At 68.6% G+C, this 25260-nt stretch carries 20 protein-coding genes and 2 pseudogenes; 13 read left to right on the forward strand and 9 right to left on the reverse strand.

What is annotated here, in order from left to right:
- Positions 1 to 12: 12 nt before the first annotated feature.
- The 8 genes and pseudogenes from ACZZ93_RS12420 to ACZZ93_RS12455 all read left to right on the forward strand — a co-directional run bounded on the left by ACZZ93_RS12420 (position 13) and on the right by ACZZ93_RS12455 (position 8961).
- Positions 13 to 549, forward strand: coding sequence for a tripartite tricarboxylate transporter TctB family protein (locus tag ACZZ93_RS12420; protein WP_056275260.1), 537 nt, complete (start codon positions 13 to 15; stop codon positions 547 to 549).
- Positions 546 to 2201, forward strand: coding sequence for a tripartite tricarboxylate transporter permease (locus tag ACZZ93_RS12425; protein WP_053098053.1), 1656 nt, complete (start codon positions 546 to 548; stop codon positions 2199 to 2201). Before ACZZ93_RS12420 ends, ACZZ93_RS12425 begins: the two co-directional genes overlap by 4 nt.
- Positions 2198 to 3067 carry a dihydrodipicolinate synthase family protein gene (locus ACZZ93_RS12430; protein ID WP_320489038.1) on the forward strand — a complete coding sequence of 290 codons (870 nt, stop codon included), beginning with the start codon at positions 2198 to 2200 and terminating at the stop codon, positions 3065 to 3067. The genes ACZZ93_RS12425 and ACZZ93_RS12430 overlap by 4 nt, the downstream gene beginning before the upstream one ends.
- A 65-nt stretch (positions 3068 to 3132) precedes the next feature.
- Positions 3133 to 4829: pseudogene (locus ACZZ93_RS12435) on the forward strand (long-chain-fatty-acid--CoA ligase).
- A gap of 55 nt (positions 4830 to 4884) precedes the next feature.
- On the forward strand, positions 4885 to 5880 hold the full coding sequence (locus ACZZ93_RS12440) for a LacI family DNA-binding transcriptional regulator (RefSeq protein ID WP_463511206.1): 996 nt from the start codon (positions 4885 to 4887) through the stop codon (positions 5878 to 5880).
- A 1324-nt stretch (positions 5881 to 7204) separates the two neighbouring features.
- Positions 7205 to 7441: pseudogene (locus ACZZ93_RS12445) on the forward strand (fucose isomerase); the annotation flags it as partial.
- An 18-nt stretch (positions 7442 to 7459) separates the two neighbouring features.
- The gene (locus ACZZ93_RS12450; RefSeq protein WP_463511783.1) at positions 7460 to 7600 is read left to right on the forward strand and encodes a hypothetical protein; all 141 of its coding nucleotides are present in this window, start codon (positions 7460 to 7462) and stop codon (positions 7598 to 7600) included.
- Between the two features lie 152 nt (positions 7601 to 7752).
- Complete coding sequence (locus tag ACZZ93_RS12455; RefSeq protein WP_463511207.1) at positions 7753 to 8961, forward strand: endo-beta-N-acetylglucosaminidase H; 1209 nt, start codon at positions 7753 to 7755, stop codon at positions 8959 to 8961.
- Between the two features lie 19 nt (positions 8962 to 8980).
- On the opposite strand, the gene ACZZ93_RS12460 is transcribed toward ACZZ93_RS12455, so the two are convergent.
- The 6 genes from ACZZ93_RS12460 to ACZZ93_RS12485 are packed head-to-tail and all read right to left on the reverse strand — an operon-like array spanning position 8981 to position 15438.
- Positions 8981 to 9412: a hypothetical protein gene (locus tag ACZZ93_RS12460; RefSeq protein WP_463511208.1), complete on the reverse strand. Its 432-nt coding sequence runs from the start codon at positions 9410 to 9412 to the stop codon at positions 8981 to 8983.
- Complete coding sequence (locus ACZZ93_RS12465) at positions 9409 to 11031, reverse strand: glycoside hydrolase domain-containing protein (RefSeq protein WP_463511743.1); 1623 nt, start codon at positions 11029 to 11031, stop codon at positions 9409 to 9411. Before ACZZ93_RS12465 ends, ACZZ93_RS12460 begins: the two co-directional genes overlap by 4 nt.
- Positions 10923 to 12278, reverse strand: coding sequence for a hypothetical protein (locus ACZZ93_RS12470; protein ID WP_463511209.1), 1356 nt, complete (start codon positions 12276 to 12278; stop codon positions 10923 to 10925). Before ACZZ93_RS12470 ends, ACZZ93_RS12465 begins: the two co-directional genes overlap by 109 nt.
- On the reverse strand, positions 12275 to 13210 hold the full coding sequence (locus tag ACZZ93_RS12475; RefSeq protein ID WP_230100944.1) for a carbohydrate ABC transporter permease: 936 nt from the start codon (positions 13208 to 13210) through the stop codon (positions 12275 to 12277). Before ACZZ93_RS12475 ends, ACZZ93_RS12470 begins: the two co-directional genes overlap by 4 nt.
- Entirely contained in the window at positions 13207 to 14133 is a 927-nt protein-coding gene (locus ACZZ93_RS12480) for a carbohydrate ABC transporter permease (protein ID WP_320489031.1), read from the reverse strand. The genes ACZZ93_RS12475 and ACZZ93_RS12480 overlap by 4 nt, the downstream gene beginning before the upstream one ends.
- Before the next feature lie 3 nt (positions 14134 to 14136).
- Positions 14137 to 15438 (reverse strand): ABC transporter substrate-binding protein, encoded by a 1302-nt coding sequence (locus ACZZ93_RS12485; RefSeq protein WP_372984054.1) that lies wholly within the window; start codon positions 15436 to 15438, stop codon positions 14137 to 14139.
- Positions 15439 to 15650: 212 nt separating this feature from the next.
- Between ACZZ93_RS12485 and ACZZ93_RS12490 the strand changes: the two genes are divergently transcribed.
- Positions 15651 to 16961: a glycoside hydrolase 5 family protein gene (locus ACZZ93_RS12490; RefSeq protein WP_187249284.1), complete on the forward strand. Its 1311-nt coding sequence runs from the start codon at positions 15651 to 15653 to the stop codon at positions 16959 to 16961.
- Positions 16962 to 16991: 30 nt separating this feature from the next.
- On the opposite strand, the gene ACZZ93_RS12495 is transcribed toward ACZZ93_RS12490, so the two are convergent.
- Positions 16992 to 18023 carry a LacI family DNA-binding transcriptional regulator gene (locus tag ACZZ93_RS12495; RefSeq protein ID WP_053098044.1) on the reverse strand — a complete coding sequence of 344 codons (1032 nt, stop codon included), beginning with the start codon at positions 18021 to 18023 and terminating at the stop codon, positions 16992 to 16994.
- A 189-nt stretch (positions 18024 to 18212) separates the two neighbouring features.
- On the opposite strand from ACZZ93_RS12495, the gene ACZZ93_RS12500 reads away from it, so the two are divergent.
- The 3 genes from ACZZ93_RS12500 to ACZZ93_RS12510 all read left to right on the forward strand — a co-directional run bounded on the left by ACZZ93_RS12500 (position 18213) and on the right by ACZZ93_RS12510 (position 22307).
- A complete protein-coding gene (locus tag ACZZ93_RS12500; protein WP_463511210.1) occupies positions 18213 to 21206 on the forward strand; it encodes an alpha-mannosidase in 2994 nt (997 codons plus the stop codon).
- Positions 21207 to 21332: 126 nt separating this feature from the next.
- The gene (locus ACZZ93_RS12505) at positions 21333 to 21827 is read left to right on the forward strand and encodes a hypothetical protein (protein ID WP_056275232.1); all 495 of its coding nucleotides are present in this window, start codon (positions 21333 to 21335) and stop codon (positions 21825 to 21827) included.
- Between the two features lie 69 nt (positions 21828 to 21896).
- Positions 21897 to 22307, forward strand: coding sequence for an MmcQ/YjbR family DNA-binding protein (locus ACZZ93_RS12510; protein WP_056275229.1), 411 nt, complete (start codon positions 21897 to 21899; stop codon positions 22305 to 22307).
- A gap of 22 nt (positions 22308 to 22329) precedes the next feature.
- Here ACZZ93_RS12510 and ACZZ93_RS12515 read toward each other — a convergent pair whose 3' ends face one another.
- Positions 22330 to 22986 (reverse strand): hypothetical protein, encoded by a 657-nt coding sequence (locus ACZZ93_RS12515; RefSeq protein WP_463511211.1) that lies wholly within the window; start codon positions 22984 to 22986, stop codon positions 22330 to 22332.
- Positions 22983 to 23492, reverse strand: a complete 510-nt coding sequence (locus tag ACZZ93_RS12520) for a MarR family winged helix-turn-helix transcriptional regulator (RefSeq protein ID WP_463511212.1) — start codon at positions 23490 to 23492, stop codon at positions 22983 to 22985. Before ACZZ93_RS12520 ends, ACZZ93_RS12515 begins: the two co-directional genes overlap by 4 nt.
- 163 nt (positions 23493 to 23655) lie before the next feature.
- Between ACZZ93_RS12520 and ACZZ93_RS12525 the strand changes: the two genes are divergently transcribed.
- On the forward strand, positions 23656 to 25212 hold the full coding sequence (locus ACZZ93_RS12525) for an HNH endonuclease signature motif containing protein (RefSeq protein WP_463511213.1): 1557 nt from the start codon (positions 23656 to 23658) through the stop codon (positions 25210 to 25212).
- Positions 25213 to 25260: the final 48 nt, after the last annotated feature.

Consider the following 25260-nt stretch of genomic DNA (forward strand, 5'->3'; position numbering starts at 1 on the left):
GGAAGGAGCACCATGTCCCACGCCGATGTCACTCCTGCGATCGAGCAGGACGCGCACCAGGGGGCACCGCCCTCGCGACCGCTCGAGATCGTCTTCGGCGCCGTCGCCCTGGCGTTCAGCGCCGGCTATCTCTTCCTGGCCACGCAGATCCCGCTGCGCCGAGAGGCACTGCCCGGACAGATCGACGCGCGCTTCTGGCCCATGGTCCTCGCGGTCACGGCGGTCGTCGTCTCGCTCGTGATCCTGGCTCTGGCGATCACCCGCCCCGCTCCCGGCCGCGAAGACCTCGACCGCATCCAGCCGGGCGGCGTGGTCCGCGTCATCGCCACCCTGCTGATCGCCGGGGCCTTCATCGCGGTGTGGTCGCTCGGATCCGTCATCCTCTTCGGCTACCGCATCGAGGTCTTCCCGATCGCCGCCGCCGTGCTGATGGCCGCTCTCATGCTCCTCTACGGGCACCGCCGGTGGCTGAGCCTGATCATCTACTCCGTCTCCGTCACCGCGTTCGTCTACGTGGTGTTCGGCATGCTCCTGAGGATCCCGCTGTGAACGCGCTCATGGAGGGGCTGAACTCGCTCCTCGACATCTCGATCCTGCTGTACATGCTCGTGGGGCTGCTGCTCGGCTTCATGGTCGGCGCCTTCCCCGGCATCACCGCGACCATGGCGGTCGCGCTCGCCGCAGGATTCACGCTCACGCTGGAGCCCGTGCAGGGCCTCGCGGTGCTGCTGACGATCTACGTCGCCGCGAACTTCGGCGACCGCGTGCCGTCGATCCTCATCAACACCCCCGGCACTCCCGCGTCGATCGCAACGACTCTCGACGGCTATCCGATGGCGAAGCAGGGGCGAGCCGGTCTCGCGCTGACGATCTCGGCGATCGTGTCGGCCGTCGGCATCCTCGCCTCCCTCGTGCTCTTCGCCGTCGCCGCCGTGCCGATCGCCAGCTTCGCCCGCGACTACTTCAAGTCGCCCGAGCTGTTCGCGCTCGTCGTCTTCGGCATCGCGATCATGATCGGGATCTCGTCGAAGTCGATGCTCAAGGGCATCCTCGCGGGTCTCTTCGGCCTGATGCTCGGCACCGTCGGAACGTATGCCGCCACGGCGGACCAGCGATTCACCTTCGGAGTGCTCGAGCTGGTCGAGGGCGTCAACTTCATCGCCGTGATCATCGGACTCTTCGGCATCGCCGAGCTCTTCGACCAGCTGCTCACGTATCGCAAGTCGCACGTGCGCCCGATCTCGAGCCTCGGCCGCTGGTGGCCGAATCGCGCCGAGCTGAAGCAGAGCGGTCGAGCCACCGCGGTCGGCGGCGCCGTCGGTCTCGGGGTCGGGCTCATCCCGGCAGCCGGTGGCGACATCGCCGGTCTGATCGGATGGGAACGAGCCCGCAAGGCATCGAAGCACCCCGAGATGTTCGGCAAGGGCTCGATCGAGGGCGTCGCGGCATCCGACACCGCGTCCAGCGCCACGCTCGGCGGCTCCCTCACGACCACGATGGCCCTCGGCATCCCCGGCGACTCGGTGATGGCGGTGATGATCGGGTCGATGATCATCTGGGGCATCACCCCCGGACCCACGCTGTTCACCAACCGCCCCGACCTCGTCGTCTCGATCGTGGGCATCATGCTCGTCGCGACCCTGCTCTCCCTCGGGCTGAGCCTCGTGCGCATGAAGGGCATGGTGAAGCTGCTCGATGTGCCGCAGCCCTACCTGTGGAGCGGCATCCTGATCTTCTGCATCATCGGCACATACGCCACCTCGAACAGCCTGTCGACCGTCGTCACGATGCTCGTGTTCGGTGTCATCGGAGTGCTGCTCAAGCGGATGCAGGTGCCGGCCGGGCCGATCGTGCTCGGCCTGCTGCTCGGCCCCCTGGCCGAGGAGAACCTGGCTCGCACGCTGGCGATCCTGCCCACGCGGCCGTTCTTCGAGGTCGTCAGTCCCATCGCGATCGTGCTGCTCGCGCTCGCCGTGCTCTCGATCGTCATGCCAGCGATCCGCGCGGCCCGCACACCCCGTGCCGAGCGCGGCTCACTCGAGGACTCGATCCTCGATGCCGAGAGCCGGGAGCAGATCGAGAAGGCGCACGGCGAGCTCGCCGCCGACCCCGACCTGCTCACATCGACCGTCCGCAGCGTCCCGGCCGCCACGAGGCGCCCGCGCAAGACCCGTAAGAACTCCAAGGAGAACGAGAAGTGACCCGCTACGACATCCTCACCGCCGTGCCCACAGCCTTCCACAGCGACGGCGCACTCGACCTCGAGGGATCGCGAGCGATCTTCCGCTTCGTCGCCGAATCGGGCAACGAGGGCGCCTTCGTCCTCGGCACCACGGGCGAGTTCCCTGCCGTCGACGCGACCGAGTTCGCGGCGATCGTCGAGGCCGCGCTGGCCGAGCTGAAGGACCGCATGCGCGTCGTCGTGCACGTCGGCCAGCCGAGCACCTTCGAGGCGCTGCGTCTCGTCGAGATCGCGAAGGGACTGGGTGCGACCGAATTCGCCGCCCTCACCCCTTACTACCTCAAGGCCACGGACGAGTCGATCTTCGAGTACTACGAGGCGCTGTCGAGCGCGATCGGCGACGGTCGTCTCTACGTCTACATCTATCCCGCGCGCAGCGGGAATCCGGTGTCGGTCGAGCTGCTGACGCGGCTCGCCGCGCTGCCGAATATCGTGGGCGCGAAGATCAGCGAGCTGTCGCTCGACGACATCGCCGCCTACAGGGCCGCGGTGCCCGCCGACTTCGACCTCTACACCGGCGCCGACCGCGACCTGATCGCGGCCGTGCAGGTGGGTGCCCAGGGTGTCGTCTCGGGCGTCTCCTCGGTCACCCCGAAGCCCTTCCGCGCCCTGGCCGACGCCGGCCGTTCCGGCGATGCCGACGCCATCGCGGTCGCGCAGGCCGCGGTCGACGATGTCGTGTCGCTCATCGGCGGCGACATGGCGCGGATGAAAGAGGCCTACCGCGTGCTCGATGTGGTCGACACGCACTGCCGCATGGCGATCGCCGAGCCGACGGACGAGGAGCGTCGCGCCGTCGCGCAGGTGGTGGCGGCGCACAGCTAGCCGCTCGCATCTCGCGCCGCGCGGGGGCGGGGCCGGCTCACAGCCGGTCGGGGCAGGATGGACCCATGTCCGACTCCCCGTATGAATCCCGGCCATGGCTCGACTCCTACGCGGACGGTGTGCCCGCCGAGATCGACGCTCCGACGCAGACGCTGCCGGAGATGATGTCGGCGAGCATCGCCGCTTTCGCTCGTCGACCGGCGCTCGAGTTCTTCGGTGCGGTCACGACCTACCGCGAGCTCGGCGACCGGATCGCGCGCGCTGCCGAGGGGCTGAGGCGCCTGGGCGTGCACAAGGGCGACCGGGTCGCCCTCGTGCTGCCGAACTGCCCGCAGCACGTCGTGGCGTTCTATGCGGCGCTGCGCCTGGGAGCGATCGTCGTCGAGCACAACCCGCTCTACACGGCGAGGGAGCTGCGGCACCAGTTCGAGGATCACGGAGCGAAGGTCGCGATCGTCTGGGACAAGACGGTCGACACGATCGCCGAGTTCCCCTCCGATCTGCGAGTCGAGCACATCGTGAGCGTCGACCTCACCGAGGCGATGCCCGCCGCTCAGCGGATGCTGCTGCGCCTGCCCATCCCGAAGGCGCGCGCGGCGCGCGCGAAGCTGACGGCCACCCCGCGGACACGGCGAGCAGTGGCCTGGAGGAAGCTGGTCGACCATCGGCCGCTCTCGCGCAAGGTCGCCGGCCCGACGCTCGACGACACCGCCCTGCTGCAGTACACGAGCGGAACCACGGGCACGCCCAAAGGCGCGATCCTCACTCACGCGAACCTGCGCGCCAACGCGATGCAGGGCCAGGCATGGGTGCCCGGTCTGGTCGACGGCGAGGAGACGTTCTACGGCGTGCTGCCGCTGTTCCACGCCTACGGCATGACGCTGTGCCTGACCTTCGCGATGAGCATCGGCGCGAAGCTGGTGCTCTTCCCGACGTTCGACCTCGGCCTGGTCACGAAGGCGGCCCGCACCAGTCCGCCCACGTTCCTGCCCGCGGTCCCGCCGATCTATGACCAGCTCGCCCGAGCCGCATCGCGGGGACCATCGACCTCTCGACCGTCCGATTCGCCATCTCCGGGGCGATGAGCCTTCCCGTCGCGACAGTGCAGCGGTGGGAGGAGGCCACCGGCGGTCTGCTCGTCGAGGGCTATGGCATGACCGAGAGCTCGCCCGTCGCGCTCGGCAACCCGATGGGCAGGAGCAGGCGCCCTGGCACGGTCGGAGTGCCCTTCCCGAGCACCGAGATCCGCGTCGTCGACCCCGCCGACACCGACGTCGACCTGCCCGTCGGCGAACGAGGCGAGCTGCTCATCCGCGGCCCGCAGGTCTTCCAGGGGTACTGGCGCCGTCCCGGCGACACCGCCGATGTCCTGCTGGCTGACGGATGGCTGCGCACAGGCGACATCGCCGAGGTCTCGGTCGACGGCTTCGTCACGATCGTCGACCGCCTCAAGGAGCTCATCATCACGGGCGGCTTCAACGTGTCGCCCAGTGAGGTCGAGGACGCGCTCGAAGCGCACCCGGACGTGGTCGCGGCCGCGGTCGTCGGCCTTCCGCGGTCGAGCGGGGGCGAGGAGATCGCCGCTGCGGTCGTGCTCCGCGAGGGAGCTGTGCTCGACACCGGTGCGCTGCGCGACTTCTGCCGCACGCGGCTGACGCCCTACAAGGTGCCCAAGCGCATCACGGTCGTCGACGAGCTGCCCCGCTCGCTCATCGGAAAGGTCCTGCGCAGGCAGGTGCGGGATCGGATGCTGGCCGACTGACTCGCCGGCGGAGACGAACTCTCCGTGCCGACCTGAAACCGGTTACAGTGTGCCGATGGCCACGATCTACGATGTCGCTCGACTCGCGCAGGTCTCGCCCGCCACCGTCTCGCGGGTGTTCAACGGCACCAGCGTCTCCGCCGCGAAGGTCGACGCGGTGCGCCGGGCCGCCGAGCAGCTGCGCTTCACGCCCAACCGCACGGCTCGCAATCTGCGGCGGCAGAGGTCCGAGGTCATCGGGCTGGTGATCCCCGACATCGAGAACCCCTACTTCACCGAGATGGCCAGAGGCGTCGAGGACGTCGCGTCCGAGGCCGGATACTCGGTCGTGCTCTGCAACTCCGACTCGCAGCCCGAGAAGGAGACGACCTACCTCCAGATCGCGGTCTCCGAGCACATGTCGGGTGTGATCATCGCCCCCGCGTCCGAACGCACGAGGCTCGACGGCATCCTCGACACGGGGCGCCCCGTCGTCGCCGTCGATCGGCATACGGTCTACGACGTCGACGGTGTGGTCATGGCCAATCGCGAGGCCGGGGCATCGGCCACCGAAGCGCTGCTCGCCGCCGGATTCCGGAGGGTCGCGTACATCGGCGGTCCGGAGGGGATCGACACGGCCGCAGAGCGCGCTGCCGGCTGGCGGTCTGCGCTCGCGGCGCGCGCCCCCGAGGTAGATGCCGATGAGCTGCTGCGCTTCGCGACCTTCCGCGTCGACGGAGGCAGGGGCGCCATGGAAGAGCTGCTCGCGCTCCCGGAGCCGCCGGACGCGGTGGTGGCGGGGAACAACCTGATCGGCGTCGGTGCGATCCAGGTGCTGACGGAGCACGGCCTGACCCCGCCGCGGGTCGGCGTGGCGGTGATCGGCGCGCTGCCGTTCACCACCCTCTCGCCCACAGCGGTGACCGTCGTGCGCCTCCCGGCACGCGAGATGGGAGTCCGGGCGGCGCGGATGCTGCTCGAGCGCATCGGTGGGGCCGGTGGTCCGTCGCGCACCGTGGTGCTGCCGGCCGAGGTCCAGCCCGCCCGCGCGGGCGCGACCGCCACGCACTGACGCAGACGACGCTCTGTCCTACTGCTTGCGTGCTGAAACCGATTTCACGTACAGTTGCAGGACACGTGCGATCAAGGAGGACGCGAGTCATGACCTATACCCTGCCGACGACGGCATCCCGACCGGTGTCCGCGCCGAAGACCGCGTACCTGATCGCCTCCGGCGACCTGCGCGAAGCCGCGAACACGGGCGGCTGGCCCGTGCAGGTCGAGCTCGAAGCGGGCGTCACCGGCGTCTTCGAACAGCTCGGCTGGAGCGTCGTCCGAGCCAACGACGTCGATCCCGAGACCGGCCACGGCTTCATCTCGAGCCAGCGCATGGGCCTCGAGGTCTTCAAGAACATCCCGACGGAGGCTCCGCTGATCGTCGCCGAGGCCGTGTGGCAGTACTCGCACCACGTGCTCGCAGGACTGCGCACCCACGAGGGGCCGATCCTCACGGTCGCGAACTTCGCCGGGGACTGGCCCGGCCTGGTCGGACTCCTCGGCCTCAACGCCGGCCTCACCAAGATGGGCAAGCCCTATTCCACGATCTGGTCGGTCGACTTCACCGACGACTGGTTCACGAGCGGCATCAGGGAGTGGACGGAGACCGGGTCGATCACCCATGACGCCTCGCATGTGCGTCCTCTGCCCGAGCTGCCGGACAGCCCCGAGAAGCAGCTGGGTGAGGCGCTCGCCGCCGAGCTGCGCGCCGAGAAGGCCATCATCGGCGTCTTCGACGAGGGCTGCATGGGCATGTACAACGCGATCTTCGACGACGAGCTGCTCAACCAGACGGGCATCTACAAGGAGCGCCTCTCGCAGTCCGCGCTGTACGCCGAGATGCTCGAGGTCGGCGAGGATGAGGCGGATGTCGCCTACGACTGGCTGATCGACGCCGGCATGACCTTCCGCTACGGCGAGGATGCCGCCACCGAGCTGACCCGTGAGCAGGTGCAGTGGCAGCTGAAGATGTATATCGCCGCACTCCGCATCGCCGACGATTTCGGGCTCGACGCTGTCGGCATCCAGTACCAGCAGGGCCTGAAGGACCTCGTCCCTGCATCGGACCTCGCCGAGGGCATCCTGAATTCGACCGAGCGCCCTCCCGTCACCTCTCGCGACGGTTCGCGCGTGCTGCACGACGGCCGGGCCTTCCCGCACTTCAACGAGGCTGACGAGGGGGTGGCAGTCGACGCCCTCGTCACCGACCGGGTCTGGCGCGCCATGGGTCTGGTGCCCGACAACACCCTGCACGACGTGCGCTGGGGCGAGGACTTCGACGGAGAGTTCGTCTGGGTCTACGAGATCTCGGGCTCGGTGCCCGCCTCGCATCTCGGCGGATGGCAGAACGCCGAGGGCTGGCGACAGGGCCACGTCTTCTTCCTGCGGGCGGCGCCACGATCAACGGCGTCTCGAAGCCCGGCGAGATCGTGCTGTCGCGCGTGTTCATCGCCGACGGCATCCTGCAGGCCGACATCTTCCGCGCCTCCGTGGTGGAGCTGCCTGCGGAGGAGACGCAGCGACGCAAGGATGCCACGAACCCGGAGTGGCCGATCGCGCACGTCGTGCTGCACGGCATCTCGCGCGACCAGTTCATGGCCCGCCACAAGGCCAACCACGCGCAGCTCGTCTACGCGCCCGACGCCGAGACGGCCGACAAGGCGCTGATCGCGAAGGCCGCGATGTTCGCGGGCATGGGCATCCAGGTCAATCTCGTCGGAGATGTGACCATCTGAGCGAGGGGTCCAGGCGGTCGAGAAGGGGCGGATGCTGCGGCATCCGCCCCTTCTTCTCTGCCTTCCCGTCACATCACTTAAGCGCTATAGTCAGCGACAGGTCGCGACGGCGCGACCGGATTCGACAACGACGCCGAAGGAGACGATCAGTCATGAGCCAGAACGTCAGGAATCACCGGTTCCGAAAGGGCATCGCCGGTCTCGGAGTGCTCGCCACCGCTGCTGCCGGCATACTCGCCGGAACCACGGGTGCCGCCGCCGACACGACCGAGCCGGTCGACCCACAGCTCGCCGTGTACGTCGAGGTGAACTCGAACGATTTAGCCAACGTCGCCGACTACACCCTTGCCGAGTCCGGAGACGCCGCCATCGACATGGCCATGATCTTCGCCGCCAACATCAACTACGACGGCGAGAAGGCGTACCTGCACTTCAACGAGCGGGTCACCGAGACGCTCGACGACGCCGAGACGCAGATCCGTCCGGTGCAGGAGAACGGCACCAAGGTGCTGCTCTCGGTGCTCGGCAACCATCAGGGTGCGGGATTCGCGAACTTCACCTCCTATGCGCAGGCGGATGCGTTCGCCGCGCAGCTCGCCGACGCCGTGACGACCTATGGTCTCGACGGCATCGACTTCGACGACGAGTGGACCGAATACGGGGCGAACGGCACCCCGCAGCCCAACCCGCAGTCGTTCGGATGGCTGGCCACGGCGCTGCGCGACCGTCTCGGACCCGACAAGATCATCAGCCTGTATGCGATCGGTCCGAGCTACACGACGACCGACTTCACGCTGTTCGACGCGGCCGGCGTGCTCGACTACGCCTGGAACCCGTACTACCCGACCTATGACGCGCCCACCGTCCCTGGGCTGGAGGACCGCACCCGACTCGGGGCAGCGGCGATCGACCTCTCGAACACGAGCGCCGCGACGGCGGAGGACTTCGCGACCCGCACGGTCGCTGACGGCTACGGCGTCTATGTCGCCTACAACCTCACCGCGACCGATCAGTCGGCCTATCTCTCGGGCATCACCGAGGCGCTGAAGGGCGAGGCGACGGAGTACCGGGCGGCGCCTCGCGACACCACCTCGCCGACCGTCACGATCAAGGACGGCGCGCGATTCACCAAGGTCGAGACCGACGGCAGCTACCAGCGCGTGAGCTACAAGCTCTTCGACGAAGGCAAGATCGACCGGCTCTCCGTGAACGGGGTCGTCAAGGACCTCGCGGACGACGCGTGGAGCGACCTGAACTTCGTGAAGCCCGGTGTCTTCGGTGCGGTCGTGGGGGAGAACACGCTGCAGGTGGTCGACGTCGCCGGCAACGTCACCGAGCTCTCGTTCGTCCTGTCGAAGTGACGACGCGCGCTCGAGGCCATCACCCGAGGTCGAAGACCTCGATCTGACGGATCGTGACCTCGGCATCCGCTCGCAGGCGGATCGCCGGGGTCACGACGCGCGACACCAGCTCGAACGGGGTCGTGCGATCGGCCGGGAGCTCCGCGTCGTAGGTGGTCGGAGCCGCCGCCCAGCATCCGTCCGCGTCGAGGATCTCCCATCGCAGCCGAGACGACGGGGCGCCGGTGGCCATCGTCACTGTGAGATCGGAGACCGCGCGCGGCTCGGCGAAACGCCATCCTGCCCATTCGCCCGCCGCCAGGACGACGCCGCTCGAACCGCTCGGGTCGCTCCGGTCGCTCGGGTCGCCGTCGTCGAACAGACGGTCCGCATCGATGACGGATGCCGACGCGATGACGTCTCCTGTGTCTGCCGTGAGATCGCGGCACCAGGGCGCGATCTCATCCGTCATCCGCTCACCCGTCTCGAGAGCATCCGCGGGCTCGGTTCCGAAGACCAGTTCGAGCTCGACGTCCCCGACGAGGGCGTCCCCGGCGAGGGCGTCGACGGGAAGTTCGGCCCTGGGCAGGTCGACCCCGTCGAGCCGGGCACGCTGCAGCACGTGCGCTCCCGGCTCTCGGCGATGAGAGCGGATGCGCAGCGAGCGGCCGTCCGCGCGATCGACGCGGATGTCGTCGAAGAGGGCGAGCCGATCCTCAGCACGCCGGACGCGAGCTCGAGCGGATAGAGACCGAGCGCGGCCCACAGCCACCAGGCGCTCATCTCGCCGTTGTCCTCGTCGCCGGGGAAGCCCTGTCCGATGTGGGCGCCTGCGAAGAGACGCCCGGCCAGCTCGTGCACGATCGCGCCGGCTCGCCACGGCCGGTCGCTGAACGCGTACATGAAGGGGATGTGATGGGCGGGCTGATTCGAGATCGCGCACATGCCCGAACGCAGGGCCCTCGCCTCCCGCTGCTCGTGGATGACGGTGCCGTACGCCCCGCCGAATCGCTCGTCGGCGGTCTCCGGCTCGGCGAAGAGCGCGTCGAGGTGCTGTGCGAAGGCCCCACGTCCGCCGTGCAGCGCGGCGAGGCCGGCGCCGTCGTGCACGGCGCCCACCGACATGCCCCAGGCGTTCGTCTCGACGTTGTCGCCTCCCCAGGTGCGCGGGTCGAACTCGGGGGCGAGGTCGCCGTCGGCATCCCTGCCGCGGAGGAACCCGGATTCCGAGTCGAAGAGTGTGCGATACGACCGCGCTCGGTTGGCGAAATAGCGGGCGAACGAACGGTAGCGAGCGGCATCGCGGTCGGAGCCGGGAGCGGCTGCGCGTTCGGCTTCGAGGGCCAGCTGCTCGGCGAACCGGCCCAGCGCCGCGTCGCTCACCGCGTTCTCGACGGTCCAGCTCATGCCCTCCGGCACCTCGGACGAGATGTAGCCGGTGAAGCGTCCGCGTGCGATGCCCTTGCGGCCGCGTCGCGCATCGGGCCCGGGTTCGCAGGCGTTGCGCCATCCGCTCTCGAACGCCTCCGCCCGGTCGAACGCCACGCCCCACCGGGCGGCATCGGCGAAGATCTGGTCGCTGGAGGTGCCGACCATGCTGTCGACATATCCGGGCGCGCTCCACCGCGCCATCCACCCTCCGCGACGGTACTGCTCGAGCTGGCCGTCGAGCAGTCTGCCGGTCAGCGAGGGATCGAGCAGCGCGAGCGCCGGCCACTCGGTGCGATAGGTGTCCCAATAGCCGTTGTTCACGATGAGCTCGCCGTCGACGATCGGCGCGCTCGTCTCACTCTCCCCGAACGGCGCGCGTGGGGCGAACACGTCGGCGAAGCGATGCCGCGGCGCCTCTGCAGTGCCGGCATTCTCGGCGGCGGAGTTCGGATACAGATGCATCCGATGCAATGCGGCGGCTATCCGGTTTCGATTCTCCTCGTCGGCCAATCGGCGATACGGGGTCTCGGATGCGTCGAGCGGCGGGATCGTCACGCGGCCCAGCACCCGGTTCCAGGAGGCTGCGGCTTCCGCTCGCAACTCGTCATATGCGATGCCCGGAGGACACTCGATCTCGAGACTGCGCCTGGCCTGCTCCACCGACAGGAACGACACGGCCACGCGCACCTCGAGCGACCCGTCGCCGGCGACGTAGCCCGCGACCCGCGCCCGTCCGTCGTCGTCGAGGGCGCCGTGCAGACTCGTCGCAGGGTCGCCCTCGCCATGCAGCACGGCGCCCGCGAAGTAGCAGCGGGGGAGTTGCCCCAGTCCTCGGAGCCCTCGGGCGTCCACCCCTCGAAGCCACCGCCGTCGGTCCAGTGCAGTTCGCCGTCATCGGTGGGCTGATCGATCACGAAGCCGACGACCGCGTCAGTGTCTGCGCCATGCACGCGGAAGGCGGCGGTGTGCGACGTCGCGGTCATCTCCACGCGCAGACCATCACCGAGATCGGCGGCGTACTCGTGGGGGCGTGCTCGCTCGGTGCCCGGGGCGATCCACCGGCGGCGCTCGGCGCGCTCGGAGGCCGGATGCCCGTCGAACGGCATGAGCTGGAGCACCGAGCGGTCGCCGATCCACGGACTCGGCTGGTGCGAGAACTGCAGGGCCTCGAGGCGTCGCCCGGGTGGATCATCGTGGATGCTCGGCCGATACGGCCAGCGCGTGTCCGAGGCATCGGTCGCCGCGGTGACGAAGGTGAAGCCGTGCGGCACGGCGACGGCGGGGGTGGTGTTGCCACGCGAGAAGCGCGGGCCCGAGTGGCTGCCGCGACGAGTGTCCACTCGCTCGACCGGTGGCGGGTCGGCGACGGCATCCTGCTGCTCGACCTGCTCCTCGACCAGGACCTGCACGAATCCCGTGACGAGCGGCGGCAGTCCGCTCATCCCCGCCAGGGATCCGCTGCCGAGCACCAGCTCGACGGTGGCGGAGGTGCGCGGGGCCGAGCCGGGGAGCATCGGCGCCAGCGACACGGTGTCGGCGTTCCACTGCTCGGGCATGCTCCAGCGCGCCGCGAACTGGGCATCGGCGGTCATGGCGAAGTCGTACCGGTCACGCACGGCGGCTGTCTCGCCGAGCCGCGCGCCGCCGTCCCCGCGGACATCGACGGTCACCGCGAGGGCGGCATGCGGAGCCAGGGTCGCCGCATCGCCGTCTGCGTAGAACGCCCAGTGCAGCAGAGTGTCGGGGCTGATCGCGACGTCCGCGAGTCCGGGAACATCGATCCGCTGTTCGCCCGCTGACGGATCGAACGAGTAGGCGAACACGTCACCGCGGAGCACGCCGGAGTGAGGGCGGGACGACGGAGGATCGGCGGGTCCGTCGGCGGGCGTGAGCTGGGCGTCGCTCACCCCTTGACCGCGCCCTCCTGCACGCCCTTGAAGAAGAACCGCTGCGTGAACGAGAACATGATGACGATCGGCACGAGGGCGATCATGGTGCCCGCCGCGATCAGGCGCGGGTCGACCGAGAAGCTGCTGTTGAGGTAGGCCATGCCGACGGTGAGCGTGTACTTCGACGGATCGGAGAGCACGATGAGGGGCCAGAGGTAGTCGTCCCAGGCGCCGATGAAGGCGAAGATCGCGACCACCGAGACCATGCCGCGGATGTTGGGCCACACGATGTGACGGATGCGCTGCCAGGTCGTCGCTCCGTCGACCGTCGCGGCGTCCAGCACGTCCTTCGGGATCATGCGGCAGGCGGTGGCGACGAGCAGCACGTTCATCGCGCTGATGGCGCCGGGCAGGAACACGCCCCACAGGGTGTCGGCGAGGCCGAGCGAGCGGATGGTGAGGAAGTTGCTCGTCACCGTGACCTCGCCGGGGAAGAGCAGGGTCGAGAGCAGGATGGCCATGACGATCCACTTGCCGCGGAACCGCATGCATCCGAGGGCGTAGCCCGCGAAGGTCGCGAGCACCACGTTGCTGACGACGGTGCCCACCGAGACGAGCAGCGAGTGCCAGGCGTAGAGGTACACCGGCACGATCTCGGCGACCGTGGCGTAGTTCTGCAGAGTCGGCTCGCGGGGGATCAGGTTGGGCGGGAACGAGTAGATGTTCTCCTGCGGACCCTTGAACGACGTCGAGAGCTGCCAGAGGAACGGGCCGATGACGAGCACCAGCACGAGCAGCAGCAGCGCATAGCGGCCGATGAGCCCGCCGAGCGTCGGCTTGCTGAAGTCGCCGGAACCGCGGCGGCGGAAGATGGGTTCGCGCGTGGTCGCAGCCGACTGATCGTCAGGGCGACGGTCGTCGTCGATGCGGGGCGGAGTGAGGGTGCTCATGCGGAGACCTTCGCCTTCTTCTCGCGATTCATGAAGGCGATCGCGGCCAGCGGGATGAGGGTGAGGAGGAACAGCGCGACGCTGATCGCCGAGGCGTAGCCGATGTTGCCGTTCAGGCCGGAGCCGACCTGGCGGATCAGCATGACCAGCGACATGTCGTATCCACCGGGACCTCCCGTGCTCTTGGAGAGCACGTCGAGCTCGGCGAACACTCTCATCGCCGAGACGGCGATGAGCACCGCGATGAGGAGCATCGCTCCGCGCACCGACGGGATCGTCACCGACAGGAAGCGACGGAACGAGCCGGCGCCGTCGAGCATGGCCGCCTCGTGCAGCTCCTTGCCGACATTGCCGAGCGCGGCGAGGTACACGACCATGTAGTAGCCCAGACCCTTCCACACCGTGAGCAGGATCGCGCAGCCGAGCAGCAGCCACCGGTCGACGAGGAACGCCATGGGCTTGTCGACGAGGCCGAGGAACTCGAGCGTCTGGTTGATGATGCCGCGGCTGTCGAACAGCCAGGTCCAGATCAGGGCGACGACGACGACCGAGGCGATGACGGGGAAGTAGAAGGTGGTGCGGAAGAACGCGATGCCCGGCAGCTTCTTCTGCACGAGCAGGGCGAGCAGCAGGGGAAGGATCGTGAGCAACGGCACGCAGACGACCACGTAGATGATGCACGTGGTGAGGGCGTTCCAGAACATCTCGTCGCCGAACATCCGCTCGTAGTTCGCGGCGCCGACGAACTCGGGAGTCCGCAGAGGACGTGCGTCCGTGAAGCTCAGGAAGACGGTGTTGAGGAACGGCCAGAGCGCGAACACCAGCACCCAGACGACGGCGGGGCCGAGGAGCAGCCAGGGTGTGAACCACCGGTGCGATCGCATGGTCGTCCTCCGGCTCCGGATGCTGGTGTGCGCGCTCATGGCTTACTGGTCCACGCGGTTCGCGTTGGCGTACTCGACGATCTTGTCGAGCTGCTCCTGCGCGTCGGCCTCGCCGTTGACGGCGAGCGCGATCTGCTGGGTCATGTACGTCGCCATGTCGGAGGTCCACTGGAACGGGATCGCCTTGGCGTCTTCCATGGCCGTGAACACGGTGTCGATCGCGGAGAGCTGCTTCTCGTCGGTGATCGACGAGGAGATGTTCTCGACGACGGCGTCGCCGCCCGCGGAGGTGCCGGGAGCGGTGCCGACCGCGAGCGATGAGAACGCGACCTGGTTCTCTTCGTTCGTCGCGAACTCGGCGAACGCGAGGGCGGCCTCCTTGTTGTCGGAGTCGGCCGAGACGTTCAGTCCCTGCACGTAGAGCGGCGGGATGCCCAGTCGCTGCGTGGCGACCGTGTTCTCGAGCAGCGCGGGCGCGTCCTTCGCGAGGTCGGTCGTGAAACCAGTGCCACCGGTCGTGAAGGCCACCTTCTCCTGGATGTACGCCTCGGCGTTTCCGCCGTAGTCGCCGGTCAGCGCCTCGGCCGGCATGGCTCCGGCCGCGTACGCGTCGGCGTACTTCTCGATGATGGCCGCGGCCTCGTCGGTGTTGAAGTCGAACTCGCCGTCGTCGTTGATGACCTCCATGCCGGCCGACGTGAACGTGTCGAGTGCCGGGATCGATGACAGCAGCTGGACCTTGCCGCCGGACTCGGTCGCGACGTCCTTCGCGAGGGTGAGCAGCTCGTCGACCGTCGTCGGGAGGTTCTCCTCGGTGACGCCGTAGGGGGCGAGCTGAGCGAGGTTCCACCATGATGCGTCGCTGGACAGGTACCAGGGCAGACCGTACGTGCCCTCGACACCCGGGTACTGGCTGTAGGCGTCCCATGCGCCGGTGTTGTATGCCGACTTCAGGTCGGGGTCGGCCGTCTCGAGGTCGACGAGCTTGCCGGCGGCGACGAGCGGGTAGGCGATGTCCGGCGGCAGGTTCAGCACGTCGGGCAGCGTGTCGGCGTTCGCCTGGCTCAGGATCTTCTCCTGGTAGCCGTCGCCCGGCTGGTCGAGCCACTCGACCGTGACCTCCGGGTGCTCCTTCTCGAACGCGTCGATCAGGTCTTCGAAGTAGGGCGTGAACTTCTCGTTCTTCAGCGACCAGGTCTGGAACTGGATCGTCCCGCTCAGCTCGCCGGAGGTGTCGATCGGTCCGTCGGCACCGGATGTGGCACCGCCTCCGGTGCAGCCGGCGAGCGCCATGGCGCCGATCGTGAATGTTGCCAGAGCGACAATGCGTGCGGGAACTTTCATCGTGCTTCTTCCTCGAGGCGGGCGATTGGCGGTATCCGTCCAACGGACTACAACGCTTTAGCAGATGAAACCATCCGATCCCGTCGCTGTCAAGGTCTCGAGGCTGCGTGCATCGGCGGGCCGCGGTATTCCGGGTAGCGGTCCGTTGCTCAAGCGTTATAGTGGTGCGACCACGTCCTCGTCGGAGGGCTCTGTCGGAAAGGTCCGGACACATGACGCAGCGCCGCGCTCTCGATGCTCGCCTGAGATTCGGGGCGAACTACACGCCGTCGAAGGACTGGATGCACTCCTGGCTCGACTTCACCCCCGACGATGTGCGCAGGGACTTCGCGGCGCTCGCCGAGCTCGGTCTCGATCACGTCCGGGTCTTCCCGTTGTGGACGGTGCTGCAGCCGAACCGTACTCTGATCCGCCCGAAGGCGATCGACGACGTCCGCTCGATGGTCGACATCGGCGCCGAGTTCGGACTCGACGTCAGCGTCGACGTGATCCAGGGGCACCTGTCGAGCTTCGACTTCGTCCCGTCATGGTTGTACACCTGGCACGACCGCAACATGTTCACCGATCCGAAGGCGCTCAGCGGGCAGGTCGACCTCGTTCAGACGCTGGCCGGTGCGCTGCGCGATGCACCGAACTTCCTCGGCCTGACGCTGGGCAACGAGACGAACCAGTTCTCGGCGCACACGCACCCGTCCCCGTGGCCCGTGACGATCGACGAGGCAGGGCACTGGATCGAGTCGCTGCTCTCCGCGGCCGAGGGCGCGGCCCCCGGTCTCTCGCACGTGCACAGCGAGTATGACGCGGTCTGGTACATGGACGGGCACGGCTTCACCCCCGCGCACGCGTCTCGGCTGGGCGAGATGACCACCATCCACTCCTGGATCTTCAACGGCACGGCTCAGCGCTACGGCGGCCGTTCGGTCGCCTCCGACCGCCACGCCGAGTACCTCATCGAGCTCTCGCGCGCCTTCGCGACGGATCGGGATCGACCGGTCTGGCTGCAGGAGGTCGGCGCTCCGTCGAACTGCCTCGACGAGAGCGAGATGCCCGGATTCCTCGAAGCGACCCTGCGATCCGCGGTGCGCACCGAGAACCTCTGGGGCGTGACCTGGTGGTGCTCGCACGATGTGAGCCGGGAGCTCGGCGACTTCCCCGAACTGGAGTACTCGCTGGGCCTGGTCGATCAGAGCGGTGCGGCCAAGCCGATCGGCCGCCGGTTCGCCGAACTGATCCCCGAACTGCGCGAACGGGCGGCCACGCCGGAGCGGGAGACGGCCATCGTCGTCGACGTCGACGAGCGCGAGGTGCCGGTGAGCCGGGCGGCGCTGAGCCCGGGCGGTGCCGTGTTCCAGGCGTGGGTGGATGCCTGCGAGCGCGGGCTCGACCCCGCCTTCGTGACGTCTCAGACGGTGCGCGACGACGCGGCGCTCGCCGCGCGCGGCATCCGTCACCTCATCCGTCCTGATCTGTCGACGAGCGGTGTCGACCCCTACGGCTCCGTCAACACCGTCGTCAGCGGCTGAGCGCGACGCCGTAGCGGCCGAAGGGCTCCGTCAGGACGCGGCCGTCGGCGGGGCGGTGCTCTCGCGGGCGGTGAGCGTCGGCGTCGGGCCCTGCGCGCTCGGGAGGTTGGTCCCGGCGACGATCTGCTGCAGCAGCAGTGTCGCGGCCTGCTCGCCGAGCTCGAACGTGTCGCGGGTCATCGCGGTGATCGACGGATTGATCAGGCCGGCGATGACGGAGTCGTCGAAGGAGGCGATCGACACGTCGCGGGGCACCGCGCGGCCCATCTCCTGAGCGACGCGGAGGCCGGCGACGGCCATCACGTCGTTGTCGTACACGATCGCCGTCGGGCGGGGCCTCGCGGAGAGCAGCGATCGCGTGACCGCGGATGCGCGCGCGGGGGAGAAGTCCGTCGTGATCACTTCGCTCGAGACGCCGTCCGCAGCCATGCGATCGAGCACCTCGGCACGCAGTCGGGTGTGCTCGAGCTCGGCGGGACCCGCCACGTAGGCGATGCGGGTGTGTCCGAGCGCGGCGAGGTACGAGAAGAGGGTCTCGGCCACCTCGTCGTCGGCGATCCAGACGCTCGGCACCGCTCCGTCGGGTGAGGGCTTGGAGCCGATCAACACGGCGCGGGCGTCGAGGGCTGCGATCCGGTCGCTGCGCGGGTCGTCGTCGCGGGGGTCGATGAGGATGATGCCGTCGACCTGGTTCGACGAGCGCCACTGGCGATGCACCTCCATCTCCTCGGCGATGTCGGTGACCAGCCGCAGCTGCAGGCTGACCTTGCTCTCCGACAGCCGGGATTCGATGCCCGCGATGAGGTCGGTGAAGAAGGCCTCGGAGCCCAGCGAACGGGCGGGGCGTGCGAGCGCGAAGCCGACCGTGTTGGCACGGGCTCCCACGAGGGCGCGTGCCGCCGAGCTCGGCTGCCAGTGGTTCTCCTCGACGATCGCGAGGATCCGCTGGCGCGTCTCGTCGCTCACCCCCGGGCGTCCGTTGAGCGCGAACGAGACTGCTCCGGGCGAGACTCCGGCCATGCGCGCGATGTCCGCGATGGTGACGCGTTTGGCCGAGGTCATGGGCCTCACACTACTTGATCGGTTTAGCCGCTCGGTAGCCGCACGACAGGGGTCTGACGCGCTCGGTGCGAGATTCACTAGATCGCTTTAGTAAATCCGATAGCATTGTCGGCACCTGCCCGAGAATCGGGCTCCAGTCGCGCACAACGCCTATGCACCACTCACCGTCGAGCCCGGAGAACCAGATACATGCATGACGACACCTCGCTCACCGTCGGCCGCGTCAAGAGGGTGCTCGACGAGCGCATCCGCCCGGCCGTCCACTCGGCCGCCGTCCCCCTCACCGTCGAGGTCAACCAGATCCCCGGCGAGCCGATCAGTCCCGCCGACGGGCTCGCACTGGACTTCGCCCCGGCATCCGTGCCGAGCATGTGGGGTCCTGCCTGGTCGACGACCTGGTTCAAGATCACCGGCGCAGTGCCCGCCGACTGGGCGGGCCGTCGGGTCGAGGCCGTCATCGACCTCGGGTTCGACATCAACATGCCCGGCTTCCAGTGCGAGGCGCTCGTCTACCGGCCGGACGGAACGCCGGTGAAGAGCATCAACCCACGCAATCAGTGGCTGCCGATCACCGAGACCGCGCACGGCGACGAGCCGGTCGAGCTCTACCTCGAGGCGGCCGCCAACCCGGTTCTGCTCGACTACCACCCCTTCCTGCCGACGCAGGAGGGCGACATCCGCACGTCCTCCCGCGAACCGCTCTATCGCACCCGCCGCATCGACCTCGCCGTCTTCGAGCAGGAGGTGTTCGAGCTGTCCCTCGACCTCGAGGTCCTGTTCGAGCTCCAGGCCGAGCTGCCGGCGACCTCGCCGCGACGGATGCAGATCCTGCAGGCGATGGACGACGCCCTCGACGTGCTCGACCTGCAGCACATCGTCGAGACCGCTGCCGATGCCCGAGCTCGACTGGCGCCCGCGCTCGCGGCGCCCGCCGAGGCCAGCGCCCACCGCATCTCGGCGATCGGACATGCGCACATCGACTCGGCCTGGCTGTGGCCGGTGCGCGAGACGATCCGCAAGGTCGCCCGCACCACATCGTCGATGGCGACGCTGATCGACGAGCAGCCCGACTTCCTCTACGGGATGTCGAGCGCGCAGCAGTACGCATGGCTCAAGGAGCACCGGCCCGAGGTCTACTCCCGGGTCAAGGCCGCGGTCGCGGACGGGCGATTCCTGCCGCTCGGCGGCATGTGGGTGGAATCCGACACCGTGATGCCGTCCGGCGAGTCGCTCGTGCGCCAGTTCTCGTTCGGTCAGCGGTTCTTCGAACGCGAGTTCGGCATCCGCTCGAAGGGCGTCTGGCTGCCGGACAGCTTCGGATACTCGCCTGCGCTGCCGCAGCTCATGCGCCGGGCCGGGTTCGAGTGGTTCTTCACGCAGAAGATCTCGTGGAATCAGCAGAACGTGTTCCCGCACCACAGCTTCCTCTGGGAGGGCATCGACGGCTCGCAGGTGTTCACGCACTTCCCGTCGATGGACACGTACAACTCGCAGCTGAGCGGCATGGAAGTCGCCAAGGCATCTCGTCAGTTCAAGGAGAACCGCGTGACGTCGCGGTCGATCGCACCGGTGGGCTGGGGCGACGGGGGCGGTGGCACCACGCGCGAGATGACCGGCAAGGCGAAGCGCCTCGAGAACCTCGAAGGCAGCGCGCGGGTCGTCTGGGAGCACCCCGACACCTTCTTCGAGGCGGCCAGGGCCGAGCTGCCGAACCCGGCCGTGTGGGTCGGCGAGCTCTATCTCGAACTCCACCGCGGAACGCTCACCAGCCAGCACGCCACCAAGGCCCTGCACCGGTGGTGCGAGCACGCACTCGTCGAGGCGGAGCTGTGGGCGGCGACGGATGCCGTGCGCACCGGCGCCGCATATCCCCAGGCCGAATTCGACCGCCTGTGGGAGACGGTGCTGCTGCACGAGTTCCACGACATCCTGCCCGGCACCTCGATCGCCTGGGTGCATCGTGAGGCCGTCGAGGTCCTCTCGCGCGTGCTCGCCGATGCGCAGGCGCTCGCCGACGCCGCGCGCCGCTCCCTCGTGGGAGAAGGCGAGCGCGAGCTGCGGTTCGTGCCGACCTCGGTCGGCGGCGGTCGTGCCCTCGGCGCCGGCTTCGTCGAGGCGCCGGCCCCGGCATCCGTCCTGCTCGCAGGAGAAGACGGCGGCTGGCGACTCGAGAACGAGCTGGTCTCGGTGCTGATCTCCGCCGAGGGACTCATCGTCTCGGCGGTGGACAAGGCGTCCGGCCGAGAGGCGGTGGCCGAGGGGCGGGCGGCGAACCTGTTCCAGCTGCACCAGGACTTCCCGAACATGTGGGACGCCTGGGACATCGATCGCTACTACCGCAACAGCGTCGACGACCTCACCGCGGTCGCATCGATCTCGGCATCCGTCGTCGACGGGGTCGCGACCGTCATCGTGACCCGGGCGTTCTCGGAGTCGACGATCGAGCAGACCATCACGCTCGCGCCGGGCGAGCGCACCGTGCTGTTGCGCAACGACGTGGACTGGCACGAGACCGAGAAGCTGCTCAAGCTCGCCTTCCCTCTCGACATCCAGGCAACGCACACCGAGGCCGAGACGCAGTTCGGCTACCAGTCGCGGGTGACGCACACGAACACCAGCTGGGAGGCTGCGAAGTTCGAGACCTCGATGCACCGTTTCGTGCTGGTACGCGAGCAGGACTTCGGCGTCGCGCTCGTCAACGACTCGATCTACGGGTACGACACCTCGCGCGAGGTCTCGGACGACGCGGTCGCGACCACCGTGCGGCTCTCGCTGCTGCGCGCACCGCGGTTCCCCGATCCCGACACCGATCACGGGCACCACGAGATCACGATCGGCTTCGTGATCGGAGCCGATGCGGCGATCGCGACGACCGAGGGCATCCGACTCAACACCGCGCCGACGGTCGTGCACGGCGAGCGCGAAGTCGCGCCTCTCGTGTCCGTCGACGGCGACGGCATCGTGGTGTCGGGCGTGAAGCTCGCGGACGATGGCTCCGGTGACGTCATCGTCCGTCTCTACGAGGCGCTCGGTCGCCGCGCCGTCGGTTCGCTGGTCGCCGACTTCGAGCACAGGGAGATCCGCGAGGTCTCGCTGATCGAGGATGCGATCGACGACCCGCGCGTCGGCGGAGAGCTGCGCCTGCGGCCGTTCGAGGTGCGGACGCTGCGCATCGTGCGGTGAGGCAGCCGGGAGGATGTTCCTCCGACCGGCGTCCTCCGCGGAAGAACCCATGGCGGGCGGGGATCCCCGAGCGGATACTCGGTTACACGAGTGGCCGATGGGGAGCCCCGACCGAAGGAGTACGACATGGATCAGTACCTGTGGGTTCTGAAGGACAAGGAGCGCGACCTCATCCGCGAGCTCGAGCCTGAGCGACTGGCGGAACTCGACGAGGACGGCCTGCTCGCCCTGCACAAACGGGTCAGGCGGGCCCGCAACAAGCACACGACGAACTATCGGCGCGGTGCGGCGGAGCGCGTCGAGCAGGCGGGCGGTCGAGGTGCCGCAGCCGCCGGGTCGGACAAGGCCCGCGGCCGGGCCTATGTGTTCGAGGAGGCACTCTCGATCATCAGCGCAGAACTCGCCCGCGTGGCTCATGAGCAGGCGGAGGAGCTCAAGGACGAGAGGCTGGCCCGCGCCCGTGAGGGCAGATGGAGTGGACCGGGCTCCGAGGCGCCCTTCGATGAGGGCGCAGGAGCGGGACGGATGCGGGAGCATCAGCAGACCACCGGTGGTGTGAAGCGAGACGCCTCGAGTCGCGCCCAGGGTGCGCGTCGACAGGCGAAGCGCGACTCGCGCTGAACGCCACCCGAGGGGCGGCGAGCGGATGCGGCCATTGTGGCGGCCGCCTCACGGGAGGACGATGGGCGGATGGCGACCGTCGATGATGTCCGTGAGATCGCTCTCGCGCTGCCGGGTGTGAGCGAGCGTGTGGGCGGACACACCGGCGAGCCCTCCTGGCGCCTGGCGAGCGGTCAGATCGCCTGGGTGCGCGGGCCGAGCAAGGTCGATCTGCGGCAACTCGCCGACCTCGGGCTCGACTGGCCGGAGGGACCGGTGCTGGGCGTGCGAGTCGGCAGCCTCGATGAGAAGGCGGCATTGCTCGCCGCAGAGCCCGAAGGGCTGTTCTCCATTCCGCACTTCGACGGGTACCCCGGTGTGCTGGTGCAGCTCGATGCGATCGAGCGCGACCGGCTGGCGGAGATCATCGCGGACGCCTGGCTGGTGCGGGCTCCGGTGCTCGTCGCGAAGCAGTGGCTCGCGGACCGCGGGTTGGACTGACCGCGCCGCGATCAGGCCGCGTTCAGGCCGCGACGAGGAACGGTCGGGCGGCGTCGAGGAACGCGCGCGGGTCGTCGGCCCACAGGCGGATGCGGTCGACCTGATGAGTTCCGCCCTTCGGCGCGAGGCCCGGGAGCCGGATCGCGACGAGGTGTTCGAGTTCGATCTCGATGTTGGTCTCGTCCTGCATCCGCTCGGCGTACTCCGAACCGATGACCCGCGGCTGCTTGGGCTCATCGACGCGACGACTGATCGCGATCGACGCGATGTCGGCCCAGCCGATCGGCACGTCCAGCTCGAGTCCGCTGCGCACCCGGACGCCGTCGGGCCCCACGGCGTGCGGGCGCATGAGCATCGCGCACAGTAGACCGACCATCCAGGTGACGCCCCAGATCCCGAGCACCAGCAGAGTGATCCGCACGACGGGCCACTGATGCACGATCAGGTCGAGGATCGGGATCTCGACAGCGGAGAGGCCGATGAAGATGAACAGCACGGTGAGCACGGGACGGTGATAGCCGATCCCCGTGCCGCCCTTCGGGACTGCGGGACGGCGGGCGATCGCACGCGCGATGCTCGAGTAGACGCGAAGCTCGGCGACCCATGCGCGATGGAGGAAGTTGAGGATGCGCGCGATCGGGGTCGGGCTCGGAGCGGTCGTCTGCAGATGCTCGGTCATGGCGTGCCCTCCGGTGTCGGTGCCGGTGTCGGGGCCGGCACCGGTGCGGGTGCGGGTGCGGGGGCGTGCGCGCTCGCCGCGGAGGTGACGAGGTTCTCGAGATGCGCGGCGACGGCTGTCAGGCCACGCTCGACCGCGGCGCGGTCGTCGGGGGCGATCGCGTTCAGCAGCGTCTCATTGAGCTGCGCGTGCTCCTCCTGCATCTGCGACATGGTCTCGAGGGCGGTCGAGGTGAGCTCGACCAGCAGGGCGCGGCGGTCGGAGGGATGGGGGGTGCGACGGACGTGACCTGAGCCCTCGAGTGCGTCCACGAGAGCGGTGATGTTGCGAGGTGTCACCCCACAGAGGGTGGCGAGGGTCTGCTGCGTCGACGGACCGGTGTGCTGCAGGATCCACAGGAGGTGCACACGGGTCGGTGTGAGATCCGTGCCGGCGAACGCGCGGGCCATGTCCTTCTGGAACAGGTCGGCGATCTGAAGGAGGCGGTCGACGAAGAGGGGTTCCATGTGGTTACCCTATTACATTGTTACCTCTGTTCACAATAGGCATCGCCTGACGGCGTGCACCCTGCGCTGTGCCATTCCGGGAGATTGGAATACGGATCTGATCTGGGGTAATTCTCGGTGGTATCGGGTCTCGAATGTCGGTGGCCCCGGGTTGACTGGGGGTATGAACAGCACTGCGGAGCTTCTGGATCGGGTCATCGCCGACCTCGACACGGTGCTGTCCGATGACGCGCTGGCGGGGTTGTCGGATGCGGATCGGGTGACTGTTCTGCAGGGTGCGGGTGCTGTCTTCCGCCGCGCGGAGGCCGTGATTGTCGAGACGATCGCGACGGGCGACGCGGCTGACTTTCCGCATTCGGCGGGGTGCCGGGGCCTGAATGAGCTGTTGCAGCGGACGGTGTCGGTGGATGTGCGGGGCGCGTCCCGGGTCGACAGGGTCGTCGATCTGGTGCGGCGACCGGTGAGTCTGGCGGGGGAGAGGATGCCGGCCCGGTGGTCGGAGATGCGTCTCGCGTTGCTGGACGGGGTGGTCGGGGTGGCCGGGTTTCTCGCGGCGACGGGGCCGATCGAGAAGGTGTGGGATCGGCTGACGGTCGATCAGCGGTTGGCGGCGGATGTCGCGTTGGCGGGGTGTGCTCGCGGCCACGGCGTCGTGGTCGACGCTGATGGTGAGGGCCTGGAGGCTGATGAGCCGGGTCCGGCGCCGACCCCGCAGGACTTGAAGGCCCTCGCCGAGGATCTCGCGTCGATGTTCGACCCCGATGGGGAAGAACCCAAGGATGAAGACTCCCGGCGCCGGCGGGGCATCACGATCGGTCGTCTCACGGACGGCGTGCACGCGATCCGCGGGTATCTGACCCCAGAGGTCGCGGCGCAGTTGCAGCTGATCCTGGACGCGATCCTCAACCCCAAAGGTGACGGCCCGCCCATGCCCGGAGTGCACTTCGCCCCGAGCGAGGGCGCGGATGCGGATGCGGATGCGGATGCTGGTGCTGGTGCGGATGCTGGTGCGGATACTGACGCCGGCCCGGACGTAGAGGACGGTGACCCGTTCAACTCGGATCCGCGGTGTGTGCTCGATGACCGCTCCGCGGCGCAGAAGCGTCACGACGCCCTCGCGATGGTGTTCGCCATCGCCGCCCGACACAACGACATGCCCACCCTCGGTGGAGCCGCGCCGGTCCTCGTCGTGAACGTCGACGCGAAGGATCTCGTGGGCGGAATGGGCGGAAAGGGCGGAAAGGGCGGAGCGGGCGGAAACGGTGGGTGGGCAACCATCCCCGGATCCGGTGCCCACGTCCCGGTCTCCGTCGCCGCGCACGTCGGATGCGCGGGGGCGATTCAACGGGTGCTGGTCGATGAGGGCAGGATCATCGGGATCACGACCACCGACCGGGTGTTCACGGTGCACCAACGCCGGGCGATCATCGCCCGAGACAAAGAATGCCTCATCCCCGGGTGCCACGTTCCGGCATCCTGGTGCGAGATCCACCATGTCGTCGAGCATGCCAGGGGTGGTCCGACTCACACGGATAACGGGGTCCCGTTGTGCTGGTGGCACCACCGATCCCTCGGCACGTCGGGGTGGGAGATCCGGATGCAGGCGGGGCTCCCGCAGGTACGAGGACCGGGATGGTGGGATCCCGACGAGCGATGGCGCACACCGAGGCTCAGCGTCCTGCGGAACGTGCACGTTCGAGCTGCCCCTATGCGGGTCTGACCTGACGGCGTTGACCGGAGAAGAACAGCCGAATATGGCACCTTCGCC

This window comes from Microbacterium sp. AC026 (assembly GCF_979258475.1).

Bases quoted from the DNA above. Each gene is read 5' to 3' on its own strand.
- ACZZ93_RS12420 (WP_056275260.1), top strand. From the start codon at position 13: ATGTCCCACGCCGATGTCACTCCTGCGATCGAGCAGGACGCGCACCAG.
- ACZZ93_RS12440 (WP_463511206.1), top strand. From the start codon at position 4,885: ATGGCCACGATCTACGATGTCGCTCGACTCGCGCAGGTCTCGCCCGCC.
- ACZZ93_RS12450 (WP_463511783.1), top strand. From the start codon at position 7,460: ATGGCCCGCCACAAGGCCAACCACGCGCAGCTCGTCTACGCGCCCGAC.
- ACZZ93_RS12455 (WP_463511207.1), top strand. From the start codon at position 7,753: ATGAGCCAGAACGTCAGGAATCACCGGTTCCGAAAGGGCATCGCCGGT.
- ACZZ93_RS12460 (WP_463511208.1), bottom strand. From the start codon at position 9,412: ATGACGGATGAGATCGCGCCCTGGTGCCGCGATCTCACGGCAGACACA.
- ACZZ93_RS12475 (WP_230100944.1), bottom strand. From the start codon at position 13,210: ATGAGCACCCTCACTCCGCCCCGCATCGACGACGACCGTCGCCCTGAC.
- ACZZ93_RS12480 (WP_320489031.1), bottom strand. From the start codon at position 14,133: ATGAGCGCGCACACCAGCATCCGGAGCCGGAGGACGACCATGCGATCG.
- ACZZ93_RS12485 (WP_372984054.1), bottom strand. From the start codon at position 15,438: ATGAAAGTTCCCGCACGCATTGTCGCTCTGGCAACATTCACGATCGGC.
- ACZZ93_RS12490 (WP_187249284.1), top strand. From the start codon at position 15,651: ATGACGCAGCGCCGCGCTCTCGATGCTCGCCTGAGATTCGGGGCGAAC.
- ACZZ93_RS12495 (WP_053098044.1), bottom strand. From the start codon at position 18,023: ATGACCTCGGCCAAACGCGTCACCATCGCGGACATCGCGCGCATGGCC.
- ACZZ93_RS12500 (WP_463511210.1), top strand. From the start codon at position 18,213: ATGCATGACGACACCTCGCTCACCGTCGGCCGCGTCAAGAGGGTGCTC.
- ACZZ93_RS12505 (WP_056275232.1), top strand. From the start codon at position 21,333: ATGGATCAGTACCTGTGGGTTCTGAAGGACAAGGAGCGCGACCTCATC.
- ACZZ93_RS12510 (WP_056275229.1), top strand. From the start codon at position 21,897: ATGGCGACCGTCGATGATGTCCGTGAGATCGCTCTCGCGCTGCCGGGT.
- ACZZ93_RS12515 (WP_463511211.1), bottom strand. From the start codon at position 22,986: ATGACCGAGCATCTGCAGACGACCGCTCCGAGCCCGACCCCGATCGCG.
- ACZZ93_RS12520 (WP_463511212.1), bottom strand. From the start codon at position 23,492: ATGGAACCCCTCTTCGTCGACCGCCTCCTTCAGATCGCCGACCTGTTC.
- ACZZ93_RS12525 (WP_463511213.1), top strand. From the start codon at position 23,656: ATGAACAGCACTGCGGAGCTTCTGGATCGGGTCATCGCCGACCTCGAC.